The organism is Sphingobium sp. Cam5-1 (assembly GCF_015693305.1).
Lineage (GTDB): Bacteria > Pseudomonadota > Alphaproteobacteria > Sphingomonadales > Sphingomonadaceae > Sphingobium.
Genome location: NZ_CP065141.1, coordinates 16,855 through 31,409, shown reverse-complemented (window position 1 = coordinate 31,409; position 14,555 = coordinate 16,855). Strand labels below are relative to the sequence as shown.

General features: G+C 61.7%; 21 protein-coding genes. 1 reads left to right on the top strand and 20 read right to left on the bottom strand.

Annotated features, from left to right (window positions below):
* Nucleotides 1–36 precede the first annotated feature (36 nt).
* The 9 genes from IZV00_RS20435 to IZV00_RS20395 all read right to left on the bottom strand — a co-directional run bounded on the left by IZV00_RS20435 (nucleotide 37) and on the right by IZV00_RS20395 (nucleotide 6,427).
* The gene (locus tag IZV00_RS20435) at nucleotides 37–660 is read right to left on the bottom strand and encodes a DUF6884 domain-containing protein (protein WP_013054023.1); all 624 of its coding nucleotides are present in this window, start codon (nucleotides 658–660) and stop codon (nucleotides 37–39) included.
* Between the two features lie 11 nt (nucleotides 661–671).
* Nucleotides 672–1,481, bottom strand: coding sequence for a hypothetical protein (locus IZV00_RS20430; RefSeq protein ID WP_013054022.1), 810 nt, complete (start codon nucleotides 1,479–1,481; stop codon nucleotides 672–674).
* Nucleotides 1,478–1,726, bottom strand: coding sequence for a hypothetical protein (locus IZV00_RS20425; RefSeq protein WP_013054021.1), 249 nt, complete (start codon nucleotides 1,724–1,726; stop codon nucleotides 1,478–1,480). Before IZV00_RS20425 ends, IZV00_RS20430 begins: the two co-directional genes overlap by 4 nt.
* Nucleotides 1,727–2,043: 317 nt before the next feature.
* A complete protein-coding gene (locus IZV00_RS20420; protein ID WP_230463538.1) occupies nucleotides 2,044–3,495 on the bottom strand; it encodes a DUF4942 domain-containing protein in 1,452 nt (483 codons plus the stop codon).
* A 2-nt stretch (nucleotides 3,496–3,497) separates the two neighbouring features.
* Complete coding sequence (locus IZV00_RS20415; RefSeq protein ID WP_006953895.1) at nucleotides 3,498–3,758, bottom strand: hypothetical protein; 261 nt, start codon at nucleotides 3,756–3,758, stop codon at nucleotides 3,498–3,500.
* Nucleotides 3,759–4,077: 319 nt separating this feature from the next.
* Nucleotides 4,078–5,529, bottom strand: a complete 1,452-nt coding sequence (locus tag IZV00_RS20410; RefSeq protein ID WP_230463538.1) for a DUF4942 domain-containing protein — start codon at nucleotides 5,527–5,529, stop codon at nucleotides 4,078–4,080.
* Nucleotides 5,441–5,791 carry a hypothetical protein gene (locus tag IZV00_RS20405; RefSeq protein ID WP_230463537.1) on the bottom strand — a complete coding sequence of 117 codons (351 nt, stop codon included), beginning with the start codon at nucleotides 5,789–5,791 and terminating at the stop codon, nucleotides 5,441–5,443. Before IZV00_RS20405 ends, IZV00_RS20410 begins: the two co-directional genes overlap by 89 nt.
* A 117-nt stretch (nucleotides 5,792–5,908) precedes the next feature.
* Nucleotides 5,909–6,055 (bottom strand): hypothetical protein, encoded by a 147-nt coding sequence (locus IZV00_RS20400; RefSeq protein WP_006953893.1) that lies wholly within the window; start codon nucleotides 6,053–6,055, stop codon nucleotides 5,909–5,911.
* Between the two features lie 135 nt (nucleotides 6,056–6,190).
* Nucleotides 6,191–6,427, bottom strand: coding sequence for a hypothetical protein (locus tag IZV00_RS20395; protein WP_006953891.1), 237 nt, complete (start codon nucleotides 6,425–6,427; stop codon nucleotides 6,191–6,193).
* A 537-nt stretch (nucleotides 6,428–6,964) separates the two neighbouring features.
* Between IZV00_RS20395 and IZV00_RS20390 the strand changes: the two genes are divergently transcribed.
* A complete protein-coding gene (locus IZV00_RS20390) occupies nucleotides 6,965–7,183 on the top strand; it encodes a hypothetical protein (protein ID WP_225870705.1) in 219 nt (72 codons plus the stop codon).
* Between the two features lie 41 nt (nucleotides 7,184–7,224).
* Here the strand turns inward: IZV00_RS20390 and IZV00_RS20385 are convergent, their stop codons facing one another.
* From IZV00_RS20385 to IZV00_RS20335, 11 genes are all read right to left on the bottom strand, one after another.
* Nucleotides 7,225–7,758, bottom strand: a complete 534-nt coding sequence (locus IZV00_RS20385; protein WP_007016089.1) for a hypothetical protein — start codon at nucleotides 7,756–7,758, stop codon at nucleotides 7,225–7,227.
* A complete protein-coding gene (locus tag IZV00_RS20380) occupies nucleotides 7,755–7,955 on the bottom strand; it encodes a hypothetical protein (protein WP_020819821.1) in 201 nt (66 codons plus the stop codon). Before IZV00_RS20380 ends, IZV00_RS20385 begins: the two co-directional genes overlap by 4 nt.
* 21 nt (nucleotides 7,956–7,976) lie before the next feature.
* Nucleotides 7,977–8,243, bottom strand: coding sequence for a hypothetical protein (locus IZV00_RS20375; RefSeq protein WP_004213311.1), 267 nt, complete (start codon nucleotides 8,241–8,243; stop codon nucleotides 7,977–7,979).
* Nucleotides 8,240–8,527 (bottom strand): hypothetical protein, encoded by a 288-nt coding sequence (locus IZV00_RS20370; RefSeq protein ID WP_006953883.1) that lies wholly within the window; start codon nucleotides 8,525–8,527, stop codon nucleotides 8,240–8,242. The genes IZV00_RS20375 and IZV00_RS20370 overlap by 4 nt, the downstream gene beginning before the upstream one ends.
* 11 nt (nucleotides 8,528–8,538) lie before the next feature.
* Nucleotides 8,539–8,928, bottom strand: a complete 390-nt coding sequence (locus IZV00_RS20365) for a DUF3768 domain-containing protein (protein ID WP_013054018.1) — start codon at nucleotides 8,926–8,928, stop codon at nucleotides 8,539–8,541.
* 327 nt (nucleotides 8,929–9,255) lie between these two features.
* Nucleotides 9,256–10,536: a Fic/DOC family protein gene (locus IZV00_RS20360; protein WP_006968049.1), complete on the bottom strand. Its 1,281-nt coding sequence runs from the start codon at nucleotides 10,534–10,536 to the stop codon at nucleotides 9,256–9,258.
* A gap of 3 nt (nucleotides 10,537–10,539) precedes the next feature.
* Nucleotides 10,540–10,800, bottom strand: a complete 261-nt coding sequence (locus tag IZV00_RS20355) for a hypothetical protein (protein WP_006968047.1) — start codon at nucleotides 10,798–10,800, stop codon at nucleotides 10,540–10,542.
* Nucleotides 10,801–10,947: 147 nt separating this feature from the next.
* A complete protein-coding gene (locus IZV00_RS20350) occupies nucleotides 10,948–11,181 on the bottom strand; it encodes a zincin-like metallopeptidase domain-containing protein (protein WP_230463542.1) in 234 nt (77 codons plus the stop codon).
* Nucleotides 11,182–11,335: 154 nt separating this feature from the next.
* On the bottom strand, nucleotides 11,336–12,331 hold the full coding sequence (locus IZV00_RS20345) for a tyrosine-type recombinase/integrase (RefSeq protein ID WP_196225633.1): 996 nt from the start codon (nucleotides 12,329–12,331) through the stop codon (nucleotides 11,336–11,338).
* On the bottom strand, nucleotides 12,328–13,272 hold the full coding sequence (locus IZV00_RS20340) for a tyrosine-type recombinase/integrase (protein ID WP_196225634.1): 945 nt from the start codon (nucleotides 13,270–13,272) through the stop codon (nucleotides 12,328–12,330). Before IZV00_RS20340 ends, IZV00_RS20345 begins: the two co-directional genes overlap by 4 nt.
* Complete coding sequence (locus tag IZV00_RS20335) at nucleotides 13,269–14,483, bottom strand: tyrosine-type recombinase/integrase (protein ID WP_196225635.1); 1,215 nt, start codon at nucleotides 14,481–14,483, stop codon at nucleotides 13,269–13,271. Before IZV00_RS20335 ends, IZV00_RS20340 begins: the two co-directional genes overlap by 4 nt.
* Between the last annotated feature and the right edge of the window lie 72 nt (nucleotides 14,484–14,555).

Here is a 14,555-nt window from a genome sequence, read left to right as displayed (position 1 = left end):
ACGGTCTCAAACCGCCTGACGGCAAGCTGCACTCCATCACCATTTTTGAGCGAGCCAAGCGAGTTGCTGGCCGATTCCAAGCCCTTCCATCGGCGCGGATGCGCGCCGCTCGATTTGCGGCCACAAAGGATCGCGATAGTGCCGGCCTGCGAGAACGATCAGCGGCGCGGCGGCATCAATCTGATCGGCCATCGCCTCGATCACGCGCACGCCCCAAAGGCGGCGCGCGCTTGCCTTCATCGCGCCTAGCGTCTCGTCATAAGGCGCGATCACGGTTTCCGGCGCGATCAGGCCATGCTTTGCGGACAGGATGAACCATTGCCCTTCCTGCCGTTCGACATAGGCGCGAGCCTTCCGAAACCATGGCGATGCGTAAAGATCGCGAGCCGGGGCGGGGCGGTCCAGCTTCGCGGCAACGCAAGCGACAAGGAAAACCGGAGCCGGGGACGGGGCCGGGTTGATGGCAGGCAAAGGGGCGGACTCAAGATCAGCAATGACGGTGCAGCGGCCCCATTTCTGCAACTGGCGCTGCCAGCCTTTCGGTGGTCCCTTGCGCTCGGCAACATGGGAAAGGGTCGGGCCTCCGAACAGGTCGGGTTGTTCCCCGATGCGTTGCACCGGGGGAACGTAGCGGGGTTCTCGGATGCAATGGCGCGCCATGCTCGATCCCCTCAAAAGGCGAAAGCGGTCTGGCCGCTCGCCTCGGTGAAGCTGGCGCTATCGCCTGCGGCGTAGCGGTCGCGGCCCTTGGGGGACCATTGCAGGAAACCGGCACGGTCATAGGAAAACCAACCGTCCTCGATCCCGACGATGAAGGCCCATGCCTCATCCTCGGCGCAGATGCCGTGAGCGTTGATCGCCCAATATTCGGCGCTGCGGTCTTGCTTGCACGGGGACGGGGCGGAAAGGCTTAGGATCAGCGCGGCGCGGTCGGTCGGCTCGGTGGCATCCATCGCGCGCATGATCTGGCGGGCCTCGGCGGTGTTGATATGACCGCTCGCCCTCTTGTCCTCATGGTGCGAGTAGCGAAGGCCATAGGCAACGGCCTTGAAGATGTTGCGTGGTTCGGTGAACTCCTGCGTTTCGAGCAATTCGCGCCATTTCCCGGCGCTGATAAGGTCCACCGCATGATGCCAGAGCGAATGAGCGCGGTTGCTGTAGCCGTGGCGGTTCGTCACGCCATCGCGGGCGATCTCGATCCCTAGCGCGCGCTCGACGTGCTGCACGAAAGGATGGGCGGCAAGCAAAGGATGGCGAAGGCCGATCTTGCGCGGCTCGTCCTGCTCTGCGCGGATAACCTCGATGGGGAATTGGAACAGGCGCGACGGCAGATTCCACGGTGCGGAAAGGGGAAAGTCGCGGGGCACATCAAGCGCCCCGTTAATGTCCAGCAGAAAGCCGCTTGTCGCGAAGCCTGCGGCAATGATCTGGTCGCCCAGCTCGTCGGCCTGCGCCGTGCGGATCGCGGGGGCAGCGCTCATGCGCTCAACTCCGCATAGGTGGCGCTGCATTCGTAGCGGATCGCATCGCCATCCCACATAGGACCGCAAATGCCCTTGAATTTCGGTGCGCCCTGCAACTCAAGCCGCTGGCTCGGATTGCTGTTGTAACCGCTGCATTGAAACCCCTCGACCGCTGCCCGGTTGACGATGGTTTCAAAGGTCGCGCCCTCGATCTCGATCCGGTCAAAGTCCTGCTCGGTCTGGCGGTAGATACGGATTTTCATGGGCTTTCCCTTCCTAATTGAGCCGAAGGCGATGACGGGTCATCGACTTCTGCCGAAAGCGGGCGACGCTGGGCCGGGGAATGCCGCAAACGGGGCCGATCAGGGGGGAGGGGGATCACCCGTCCTGCACGGAGCGTAGCGAAGGAAGGGCGGGGAAACCCGCCTGATCGCCAAGCGGAGCCGCGCAGCGGCGGAGACGGTCTAGCCCTTGCGGCAGGGGGCAGGAACAGGCCCCAAAACGCGCCAGATCAGCGCGGCGGCTTGCCGCCTCAATCTGCGCCAGGACAGGCGGTGGCAGCTGCCACCGCCTGCACCGATCAACCCGGCTTGCGGATCGCAAGCAAAACGGTGTTCACGTTGGTTCCAGCGTGGGCGAAAGAACCGGGGGGAAGGTCGATCCATTTACGACCGTGAAAATAGATCGCCTCGCAACCGGCGATCATGCGGTGTAGCGCCTTGTGGCGCTGATCCTCGCCATACTCTGCCCGCGCGCTCATGATCGCCACCAGCACGCCTCCCGGTTTGAGAAAGGCGAGGGCATGGCGCACATGGTCACAGTCGCGGCCTCGATCAAAAGGCGGGTTCATTATCACTGCGTCGAACGGTGCATAATGGGCCGGGTCCAGTGCGAGAAAGTCGCCCTCGATCGCATCGGCAAAGCCATGGATTACCCGTAGCTCATGGGCGAAGCCGGGTTGCAGCTCCACGCAAGTTACATCGGCACCGGCGTTGCGTGCGGCCGAAGCGAGCGCGGCCTTTCCCGCGCTAGGCTCTAGAACGCGCTGGCCTTTGCTGATTCTCGCATGTTCGATGACCTGGGCGGCGATCTCCGGAGAAGTCATGAACGCGCCGAAATTCTTGGCGGGCGTGATATGATAGGCCGGGGCCGCTTCTGCCTCGGTCGTCTCATAGCCGTCACCGATAGCCTCGCCGTAATATTCCGCGAGCAACAGATTCACACTCTGCAAAAGGTCGTCACGCTCGAACCATATGTGCAGATTGCCATTCTTGAAGACGCGAACTCGGAAATAGTCGCCCTCGATCACCGTTGGCAGCGATCCGCGCACGCGCGCAGCATCGGCAACTTGTGAGGCGATGCTGTGGCCCTCTGAAACAGGGGGCTTTTCGTCCAGTTCCAGAAAGACGCGCTCCACGTCCCGCAACGTGTCGCGGCGCTCGTATCGGTCCCATGATCCCCATTCGTTCAAGGCGCGGTCGATGATGAGACGCGCGCCGATCTTGAAACCGTTGTGCGAGCGAAAGCGGCGATCCAGCTTGGCGAAGACGTTGGCGATGCCGCGCAAATAGAGGTCGCGCCGGTTGGTCCAGATATTTCCGAAAGTCGCGGCGCAGTTGTCGGGCGTGAACGGCACGGGATCATCGCGCAAGCCGTCATGAAACTCCTTTCGGGCCTGCTGGTCTAGCAGCTGGTCGAAACCCAGCTGCTCCATGAGGGCCGCCCAGCACCGGCGGTCCATCGTGTGCGTCAAGACGCGCTCGAAATTGTCGCGTGCGTCGATGGTCTGGCGCGCTCCCGTCTCCTTGTCGCGCTGGTCGATAGGCTGCGACTGGATGAAAGCGCGAGTCAACGTGTCCTCGGTCCAGTCGCGGCCACATGACAGCGATAGTGGGCCGCCAAGGGTCAGGCGCGCCGCCTCGTCGCGGGTTGCATGGTAGGTGTCATAGAGGCCGAGCCAAAGGGCTATGGCCTTGTCTCGGCCGTCGCAAATATCCGCAATCTGCGCGGGCGTCATAAGCTCCTGGCCCATGCTCACGCCCCCCCGAGGATAAGAGCACCAAAGCCGAAGCCCTCGGCGGCGTCCTCGATGGTGGTCACAAGGCCGTCAAAATCTTCATCCGGTCCTAGTAGGTCGGCAATCTCGATGACGGCGGGAAGGTCAGCGCCATGATTTTCGGCAAGGTCTTTGATGTAGCCGAAGCGGTCAAAATTGCCCTCTTCCTCATAGCGAGCGAGCGGAATGGTGCGTGCGGCGTTGATCCGAAGAATCGTTGCCAACGGAATGTCGGTCATGTGCTGTTTTCCCTGCCTAGAATGGAGCCGAAGGCGATGACGGGTCATCGACTTCTGCCCAGCGGCGAGCAGGGCCGGGGAATGCCGCAAATCAGGGCCGATCAGGGGGGAGGGGGATCACCCGTCCTGCACGGAGCGTAGCGAAGGAAGGGCGGGGAAACCCGCCTGATCGCCAAGCGGAGCCGCGCAGCGGCGGAGACGGTCTAGCCCTTGCGGCAGGGGGCAGGAACAGGCCCCAAAACGCGCCAGATCAGCGCGGCGGCTTGCCGCCTCAATCTGCGCCAGGACAGGCGGTGGCAGCTGCCACCGCCTGCACCGATCAACCCGGCTTGCGGATCGCAAGCAAAACGGTGTTCACGTTGGTTCCAGCGTGGGCGAAAGAACCGGGGGGAAGGTCGATCCATTTACGACCGTGAAAATAGATCGCCTCGCAACCGGCGATCATGCGGTGTAGCGCCTTGTGGCGCTGATCCTCGCCATACTCTGCCCGCGCGCTCATGATCGCCACCAGCACGCCTCCCGGTTTGAGAAAGGCGAGGGCATGGCGCACATGGTCACAGTCGCGGCCTCGATCAAAAGGCGGGTTCATTATCACTGCGTCGAACGGTGCATAATGGGCCGGGTCCAGTGCGAGAAAGTCGCCCTCGATCGCATCGGCAAAGCCATGGATTACCCGTAGCTCATGGGCGAAGCCGGGTTGCAGCTCCACGCAAGTTACATCGGCACCGGCGTTGCGTGCGGCCGAAGCGAGCGCGGCCTTTCCCGCGCTAGGCTCTAGAACGCGCTGGCCTTTGCTGATTCTCGCATGTTCGATGACCTGGGCGGCGATCTCCGGAGAAGTCATGAACGCGCCGAAATTCTTGGCGGGCGTGATATGATAGGCCGGGGCCGCTTCTGCCTCGGTCGTCTCATAGCCGTCACCGATAGCCTCGCCGTAATATTCCGCGAGCAACAGATTCACACTCTGCAAAAGGTCGTCACGCTCGAACCATATGTGCAGATTGCCATTCTTGAAGACGCGAACTCGGAAATAGTCGCCCTCGATCACCGTTGGCAGCGATCCGCGCACGCGCGCAGCATCGGCAACTTGTGAGGCGATGCTGTGGCCCTCTGAAACAGGGGGCTTTTCGTCCAGTTCCAGAAAGACGCGCTCCACGTCCCGCAACGTGTCGCGGCGCTCGTATCGGTCCCATGATCCCCATTCGTTCAAGGCGCGGTCGATGATGAGACGCGCGCCGATCTTGAAACCGTTGTGCGAGCGAAAGCGGCGATCCAGCTTGGCGAAGACGTTGGCGATGCCGCGCAAATAGAGGTCGCGCCGGTTGGTCCAGATATTTCCGAAAGTCGCGGCGCAGTTGTCGGGCGTGAACGGCACGGGATCATCGCGCAAGCCGTCATGAAACTCCTTTCGGGCCTGCTGGTCTAGCAGCTGGTCGAAACCCAGCTGCTCCATGAGGGCCGCCCAGCACCGGCGGTCCATCGTGTGCGTCAAGACGCGCTCGAAATTGTCGCGTGCGTCGATGGTCTGGCGCGCTCCCGTCTCCTTGTCGCGCTGGTCGATAGGCTGCGACTGGATGAAAGCGCGAGTCAACGTGTCCTCGGTCCAGTCGCGGCCACATGACAGCGATAGTGGGCCGCCAAGGGTCAGGCGCGCCGCCTCGTCGCGGGTTGCATGGTAGGTGTCATAGAGGCCGAGCCAAAGGGCTATGGCCTTGTCTCGGCCGTCGCAAATATCCGCAATCTGCGCGGGCGTCATAAGCTCCTGGCCCATGCTCACGCCCCCCGAGGATAAGAGCACCAAAGCCGAAGCCCTCGGCGGCGTCCTCGATGGTGGTCACAAGGCCGTCAAAATCTTCATCCGGTCCTAGTAGGTCGGCAATCTCGATGACGGCGGGAAGGTCAGCGCCATGATTTTCGGCAAGGTCTTTGATGTAGCCGAAGCGGTCAAAATTGCCCTCTTCCTCATAGCGAGCGAGCGGAATGGTGCGTGCGGCGTTGATCCGAAGAATCGTTGCCAACGGAATGTCGGTCATGTGCTGTTTTCCCTGCCTAGAATGGAGCCGAAGGCGATGACGGGTCATCGACTTCTGCCCAGCGGCGAGCAGGGCCGGGGAATGCCGCAAATCAGGGCCGATCAGGGGGGAGGGGGATCACCCGTCCTGCACGGAGCGTAGCGAAGGAAGGGCGGGGAAACCCGCCTGATCGCCAAGCGAGGCCGCACAGCGGCCGAGACGGTCCAGCCCTTGCGGCAGGGGGCAGGAACAGGCCCCAAAGTCGAACAGCGGACGCGGCGGCATTGCCGCCTCAATCTAGGGAAAAGCGCCCGCCAGGTCATAGCATAGCGGTGACCTAGAGGACGCTGCGGCATGTCGCCGGCGACATGCCCAACGGATAGCGCCGGAAGCATCCGAGCAATCGGATCCTCCGTCATTTTAATTGCCCGAGCGGTTGCGCGACACGTCCGCATAAGGCTTGCGGCGGCACTGGCTGCACCGAAGCCGCGCGATCAGCTCGTAAATGCGGGTATCGAAAGAAATGCGGCGCGAGCGGGCGAAGTCGCCCAGCGGGGCGACAACGCGGCGACCGCAAGCGCAATAGATGCGCAGATAGCAGCCTTGCCGATACCAGATAGGATCAATGGGCTTGGGGCGGTTGTAGTTCGCGGCCATTGGGCGCTTATGCGCCAAAGGGAACAGACGGGGAACACCTCGCGCGCGCGTCGGTTATTGGATTGGCAAGGGAAAAGGGCTATATAGGCAATGCTTCGTGTGCTGATTCATTTCACGCACCTACCTGAACCCGCCGTGCTGTCACACGGCGGGTTCAAACATTTAGGGCGGGCGGCCCTGTCAGACCACCCGCCCCGCTAGATCAGCCCTTATCGGACTTCCCCAGCTTCACAATTGCGATCACGAGCGCGACGGCTGCGATCGTCAATTGAGCTGCTTCATATGCTGTCAAATCACATCACCTCCTTTGAGCGAGAGGATTTGCGAAGGGCCGCTGTCACAGTCCCTCGCCCTCGCTCGATGGGGGCTATACAACGGATTGGCGAGAATGCGCGCGAAACGCGCTTCACATTTTCGTGAAGCCGTTGGATGATCGCCGGCGACCGTTGATGAAAAGGGGAAGCTATGGGCCTCGTATCGCAGGTTAGCGCCGATGACCGGGAAAGTGCATGGCGAATAATCCGTCATCGCGAAATCATGGAACGACTGATTCCGCTTTGGGCTGTGCTTGGCGTTGCGCTGGTGCTGATGGGCGTGGACCTGGGCGGGCGTCTGCTGTGGACGCTGCCAATGATCGGATATGTCTTTGGGGTGATGGCGGTCGATCACGGCCCTGATTACCGCGCCGCGAATTATTGGGTGCCGGTCCTGGGAAGCCAAGCGGCGGCGCTGCTGCCTCTCATCGCCAGATTCTAGATCTCTCTGGAGCGGTGGCAGCTGCCACCGCTCCACGCGCGTCAAGCTCTGGCCTCGAAGCGGGCGATCAGCTGTTCCGCTACGGAAGTAATTTCGGCGGGGTCGGCGGTTTGAGTGCAATCGCCGCCTACAACAGCGCCGAGCGTGCCGCCGTCCAGTTGGACAACGTGGACACGCCACACGTCGCGCCGGAGTTCGTATTGATCGGGAAGCGGCCTCTGCATGATTTCATGAAACACCAGGTCAACCCATTGGCGCGCGTCCGGATCAGAAGACGCATCGGCGTAGTCGGCGCGGCTCGCCATGACGCTGTATCGGTCGCCTAGCATGAATTGGCGTTCGCGCGCGCGTCGGTCCTGCTCGATCCGCGTCACGCGATCTTTTTCCGCCCGCTTCATGGCCTGTTTCATCCGAACATCGTCGGCGCTGCGCGTCAGCGCCGCCATGATGTTGAGGACGCGCGCGGGCATATAATGCCCCGCGCGCTCGGCCGCCTCGATCACAAATTGCAAATCGCTGATCTCGGTGGGGGAGAGGGTGACGCGAACGGCGCTCGCCGTGTTGCTGATTTTCATGGCTGCGGCTCCGGCTCTTCCTTCGCCTTGTAGGCGGCAAGGCCGATCCACGATCCGTTATCGCCGCGAAACTGGCGCACAACATCGCCACCGTCCCAATGGCCGGTGAAGATGCCGCGCCGGTTGATGCCGCCGACGGGGCGCGTGCGCGCCGCCAGAAGGCGGGCGCGGCGCGTGTCTCGATCTAGGTGGCGCATGGGTTGCATGGTCAATCCTTCCTATTCGCTGGCGGTGTCGAGTTGCGTGCCGATCTCGTCGGCGTCGAAGTCTTCAAGGGCTGAAATCGCGCTTTCCAGTTCGGAAACTGCGGCGTCCATCGCCTGCGCGCGTTCGCTGTCCTCAAGACTGGGTGGCAGATTTTCGCGGGCGGCCTGCTCGTCATCCTTGACGGTTTCGAGCATGTCGCGCGCCTCATCCAACAGGGCCTTGCCCTTGTCGATCAGCACGCGGGCGGCGGCGATCTGCTTGCGGCGTTCGCGGTTCATGCCTCTGCCCTCACGTCGCCGCTGTCGATCTGGAAGCCTGCGCGGGCCAGCTCGTCACAAAGGGCGCGCTGCCGATCCTCGCGGGTGCCGCTGGTGGCGATGTAGCTGCACCGGCCATCGTGGAAGGCGAAGCCTGCGCGTTTCAGGCATCCGCGAAACCGCTGGTGGGTGCGGTCGCTCCAATCCAGTGTGCCCGCATAGTTGCGGAAGGCGGCGACAGCGCAGACGGAACCGTAATTCTCATCACGCCAGCTAAGCTCGATCACGGGGGGCGATTTGGTCATGGTGGCCTCCCTCAATATTCGCTGGTTAGGAGAATGGTGAGCACGCGGGTTGTGGCATCGGGATTCCATGGTTCGGCGCTGCCAAATTCAAGATCGCGGTCGTAATAGTCGAACTTCCACATGACCGAGAGGGCTGGGCGCGTGCTGTCGTCAGTCCAGCGGGTATGCCATTGGCCGATCACATCGCGATAAAGGAAACCGGCGTCATGCTCGCCGTGAGGATCGTTGTCGGGTGTGAAATCCTCAAAGCCCTCGATCATCTTGAGAATGTCGGACTGCGTATTCTCGTCCAGCGCCGCGATGCCTTGCGTAATCACGGTGCGACAAGTCACGCCCATCGTTCGCCGCGCAATGTCGTTCAGCGCCGCAACGGTGGCGATCTGGTCAGTTGTCGCTTCCATTTTCCTCACTCCTTTAGGCGAAGCCGCTGCCTGCGGCCTGCGGCTCTGACCCGCTGGCGAAGCGCGGGATGGGGAGGGGGGAGCAAAATCGATGGGAGTGGTGCGGGCGGCGCGACTAGGGAGGCCCCGGCGCGCGCGAGCGCGCCGGAACTGGCCGAACTTGTCGGGCAACCCGGTCCTGTCGATTATGCTTCGGGAACGAAAGGGCGGGTGCCCTTGGTGTTCCCCCGGTGGCAGCTGCCACCACTGACGGAGCGCGGCCCTGGGCCGCTCGATCCTATGTGGCAGCTGACAGACTACGAAGCGCGCGGCCCTGGCCGCTCATTTTCAGCGCTCGCGGTCCTTTGATTTCTCGGCGGTCGGCGTCGGTGATTTGCCTTCGCGCAATGTTGCGGCGACATGGGCCTTTGCGCTTTCGACGATCTGCGCCAGCTGTTCCTTCGATGCGCCGCGCTCGGTAGCTGTCGCGACGCGCTTATCAATGGCGAGCTGGAATTGCGCGAACCTGGCATCGGCGCGGTTCTGCTCAGGCGAGTTTTTCTCGAATTGCGCGGCAAGGCGTAGATCAACCTGACTGACGCCGGGAGGCATGACTTGCAGACGTAGCGCGCGATCGGCGGCCTGAATGTCGCGGTCGGTCATTTTCGAAAGGAAATCTGCGGCGCCCGCGCTGATGGCGCGGACTCTTTGCAGCGGGTCCATACCCTCGGACCAATTGACTTCGATCTGATGATAGCGGCGTTGCTCAATCAGCTGAAGGTGGTGCATCGGCCCTTTGGGATCGCGGAAAAAGGCAAGCTCCTGCGCTGAACGCGCGGCCAGCTGGCGCATGTCAGCGGACGTTTCCGCGATCCGATTAAGCTGCTCATGCTGCCGCGACGCAACGGTTTGCGCAGTAGGTAGGTAACGGCTGATTTGATCCTTGGCCTGCTCGATACTCATTGCGCGTCGTTCGCCAACTGGCATGAGAGATTCCATCGAGGGTGGAAACGCGATGCCCGCTGGCCCACGCGCTGGCTCGACGCGGTTCTGTTCGAGGGGCATGGCATCACGGATGACTTTGGCGAGGGAGGCATGATTTCCGGTATGGAAGCTGTCGCGGCTCGCCTCCATCCAGTCCTTCGGCCCCATTGCCTGGATCGAGACGAATTTTTCGGCCGCAAGGGAATGTAGCTGCAAGTGCAGCCGCATGGTGCGACCATTGCCCTCACGGAACGGATGAACGGCATTTAATTCGGAAATATGCCGCCCCATGGTATCGGCAAAGCGATCACGATCCATCGACTTGAGGGTTTGGAGGTCGGGCAGCTGCTTAAATTCGTGCTCCATGCTGCGGGCAATGAAGTGCGCTCGGGCAAAAGTGCTGCCGGGTTTGCTTATGTCCACAGTCCGAAAGCGCCCCGCCCAATCATATACGTCCTGAAACAGATGATTGTGCAGTTCGCGATACTCGCGCGCGTTCGTCGCCGGCGCGGCGCGCTGCACAACCAGCTCGCCATGTCGGACAACCGAGAAGAAAGCTTCTCGCTCCTTGAGGATATTATCGTCGCGGATTCCCAGCTTGTTCCGAAGAACGTCGCTGTTACGCCAGGTGTAAGGGTCGCTCACCTGTCATGCAGCGAGTTTCTGGCGGGACAGAACATCACGGTTGTAGTCCTGCGCCAGACCAATCGCCACATCGACGGGAATTTGGGTTTCGACCAACAGCAAACAAAAAGAGTGGTCATCCGAAACCAATTCAAGTCCTTCAATCTTGCAATTTGCGATTGCTTCGCAATAAGCTGCCATCACGTCAGGAATCTCTTCCTGCCGACGCGGCTCATACCCCATCGCCTTGATGCGATTCCTGTAGGTGTCGATGATATTTTCCATTTTGCACCTAAAAACGACCTGCTCCCGCCCATAGTTAACATGTCGGGATTTGTATATAAACCACATTGAGTAGCCCCCATATTTCACTTTCCTGAAATGGGACGCCGCGCTTGCGCGGCGTCTCGTGCATTTAGCAGGGCGGGTCATTCAATCCGCTTGGTCGGTCATCATCGCCAACAGGTAGTCGGCGGCGTTCTGAGCCTCACGGGCAGCCTCGAAAATCGCGCGCTTGTCGTTGCGGAGCGCGGTCAACCAGTGCTCGATATACGCGGCATGGTCTTCGCGTTCCTCGACCTTGAAACCGACAATCGCGCCGATGAAGGATGCGCCCAGCTCGGCTACGAGCTCGTCCCTCGCATAGTCGGCGCGGCTCGTTGAAATCAGGGTTTTCCGGTTGAGGCGGCTTTCATGCCCTGCATGATGAATCTTATGCCGATATCGGCATAATGTTCATTATGCCGGGTTCGGGATTATGCCGCATGGCTGTGCAGAATAACGGATTTCTGCGGGTCAGCCATGCAGCAGATCGGCATAATCAGAGGGCTTCGAGCCAGGCGAGCAGTTCGTCGTCAGGCCGGAACCTCCCCGGACGGGTTTCGGGCGTGGTGACGCTGGCCAGTGCCTTTTCCTTCAGCCGCATGTCGGCATGGATATAGATTTGCGTCGTCTCGATCGATTCATGCCCGAGCCAGAGAGCGATGACGGATTGATCGACGCCATGATGCAGCAGTTCCATGGCCGTGCTATGACGCAGAGTGTGCGGACTGACCCGCTTGCCCATGAGGCTCGGACAGGAGCGCGCAGCGGTGCAGCAGTGTTTGCGAACCAGATGCTCCAAGGCGTCGCGGGAAAGCGGATCGCCACGGATGGATGGGAATAATGGCTCATCCTCCTCGCCGTGCCGCTCCTTCAACCAGGCTTGCAATGCCTTCGCGGTGTCGCGGCGCAGCGGCGTGCACCGTTCCTTCCGGCCCTTGCCCAGACAGCGGATATGCGCGCCGGCGCCAAGGACGACATCCCGGCAGCGAAGGCCGATCAGTTCGGATGCCCGAAGGCCGGTTTGCAGGGCGACCAGCAACATCATGTGATCCCGTCGACCGGTCCATGTCGAACGAGCGGGCGCCGACAGCAACGCCGCGATCTCCGACCCATCCAGGAATGTCACGCCGCGTTTGACATAGCGCTTGTCCGGCAGCGCAAGGATTCTCTGGCAATGCCACAACCATTCCGGCTCGTTCATGGCGACAAAGCGGAAGAAGGACCGGATCGCGGCAAGGCGGGTGTTGCGGCTGCGCGCACCATTATTTCGCGAGGTTTCAATATGGACGAGGAAGTCGGCGACCAGCTCAGCATCAAGGTCGGCGATGCCAAGACTCGCCGGCGATTTCCCTGATCGCGCACTGGCAAAGCGGATCAGGAGGCGGAACGTATCGCGATATCCCGTCATGGTATGACGGCTTGCTTCCATCTGGACGCATAGCCGATCGGTGAAGAAGCGCTGGAGCAGCGCGGGGAATGCCATGCCGGTCATGACAGCATCTCCCCGTCAAGACTATCGCTAATGCGGGCCGACGCGAGTTCCAGCAGTTCGGGAACGGCCTCGATATACCAGTAGGTGTGGTCGGGATTGGCGTGGCCAAGCCAGGTGGTCAGCTTGACCATTTCGCGCGCGGGATCCTTGCCGGACCTGTACCAGTCGATCATCGTTTTGGCAGCGAAGCTGTGCCGCAGGTCGTGGATGCGGGGGCCGCGGCCGTGTCGTCCCTCGGTCTGTCGCTCACGCAAGCCGATGTTCTGGCAGACATGCGCGAAATTGTATCGGGCGCCGCAGTCGCCAAGCCGGCTGCCATCGCATTTGACGAAGAAGGGGAGCGGTGTGGCGCCCAGCAACCTGTCCCTTTCCACAGCATAGGCGCGCAGCCGCTCGATGGCGGTGTCGTGAAGGGCAAGCAGCCGCTCCTTGCCAAGCTTGCCGCGGCGGATACGGATGACGCCGATATCAAGATCGACGTCACCGGCACCGAGGCCCAGCGCCTCATTGATCCGCATACCCGTGACCGCGATCAGCCCGAACAGGGTCGAACAGGTCAGGCCACGCATGCCGTAGACTGACGGCAACCGCACCGCCTCCTCGACAATGGCGGCGATCTGCGCGTCGGTGAAGATATAGGGCTGTGTCCGGCAATAACGATAAGGGACGAGACCCCGGGGCAGCACTTCATGGGCCGCATCCAGACCATGCAGCCACTGGCTGAACAAACGCACGACTATGAAGCGGGCGCCCCATGTCGAACGTCTGGCGTTGCCGAACGCCGCCTGCCATCGCAGGAACAGGTCGGTCGTGACATGGCAGGCGCCCAGTTGGTCGGCAAATTGGGCGAAACGGCGCAGAATCCGTTCGGCGGTGGCCAGATCATATCCCAGGCTGCGCCTCATGCTAAGATAGCGGTCAAGTTCATGAGCGAGGGTCATTGCGCTTCTCCCGCCACCGGCCAGGGCTTTGCGATCGAGCGCAGCCCGTCGATGTCCAGTTTCGCATAGATCATCGTCGACACGCGTGAGCGGTGCCGCAGCATGTCGCCGATTTCGGCAAGGGATGCGCCGCTGCGGATCATGTTCGTCGCCAGGCTGTGGCGCAGGACGTGCGATCCGACATAGGGGGCAGGTGGCTTGGTGCCGGTTGCCGCAAACGCTTCCTTCAATATGGCGTTGATAATCTGCCCGCCCTTGAAAGGAAGATTGGGCGCACGCAAGGAAACGAACAGGGTTCGCGACGCCGATACACGCTCGTTCCGGATGTAGCGTGCGAGCGCCTCGCCAACGTCCGCGGGGACAGGCAGGCGATCGTGACGCTGCCCCTTGCCCCGCACGAGCAACTCACCGGCGCGCCAGTCGATATCCTCAAGCCGGATGGCGATCACCTCCGGCGCCCGCAGCCCGAGCCGGGCCATCAGCATGAGCATCGCATAATCGCGCAGCCCATGCTTTGGATTGTCGCGGACCCATGCCAGCAAGGCGTCGATCTGTTCGGGCGACAGGAAGCGCGGCAACCGCGCATCCCAGCGCTGGGCGACCATCGGCACCCCCGACGCAAGGTTGGTCTGCGTGACGCCGCGCTGGAACAGATATTGGAGGAAAGTGCGCAGATGGGAGGCGGCCGACTTGTCGCGATAGGGCGCCTTTCTTCCAAGCAGATGTTCGAGGAACGCCACCGCATCGGCTTGGCTGATCGCTGCAAGATCGGTTTCGCCCTCTCCGAATCGGTGGTCGAGGAACCGGTCGGCGAAGCGCCAGGCACTGTAGACGCTGCTCCGGCTGACGCCACGCTGCCGCACCAGATAGTCCTCATAGTCAAGGCGCAACGCTTCGCGAGCGATCTGTTCCGGTGTCCGAACCGGGGTCGGCGCCACCCCGCTGTCGATCAGATGGACAACGAAGCGCCGTGCTATGTTCTGGCATTTATTCGGCTCGCGTCGATTGCGCTCGTCGCCACGCACAAGATCGGCCGCCTGCTCGACCGTCAAATCCCGTGGGGATATGCCGGCAGCTTCAATCGAGGATACCAAGCGTTGCAGCAGATTCCGATAGGCCGCTATTGTCTGCGGTTTGTAATTTTTCGCAGTCAACAGGGCGATGAAGGTGTCGATATGGCGGTTCAGCGATGATGAGAGGTCTTTCGGCATTTTCGTGCTCCCGGGTTGTGGGAACTGGATGCGGCCGCCACGACCGCCGCGACCGCAAGGGATCGGCGTCAT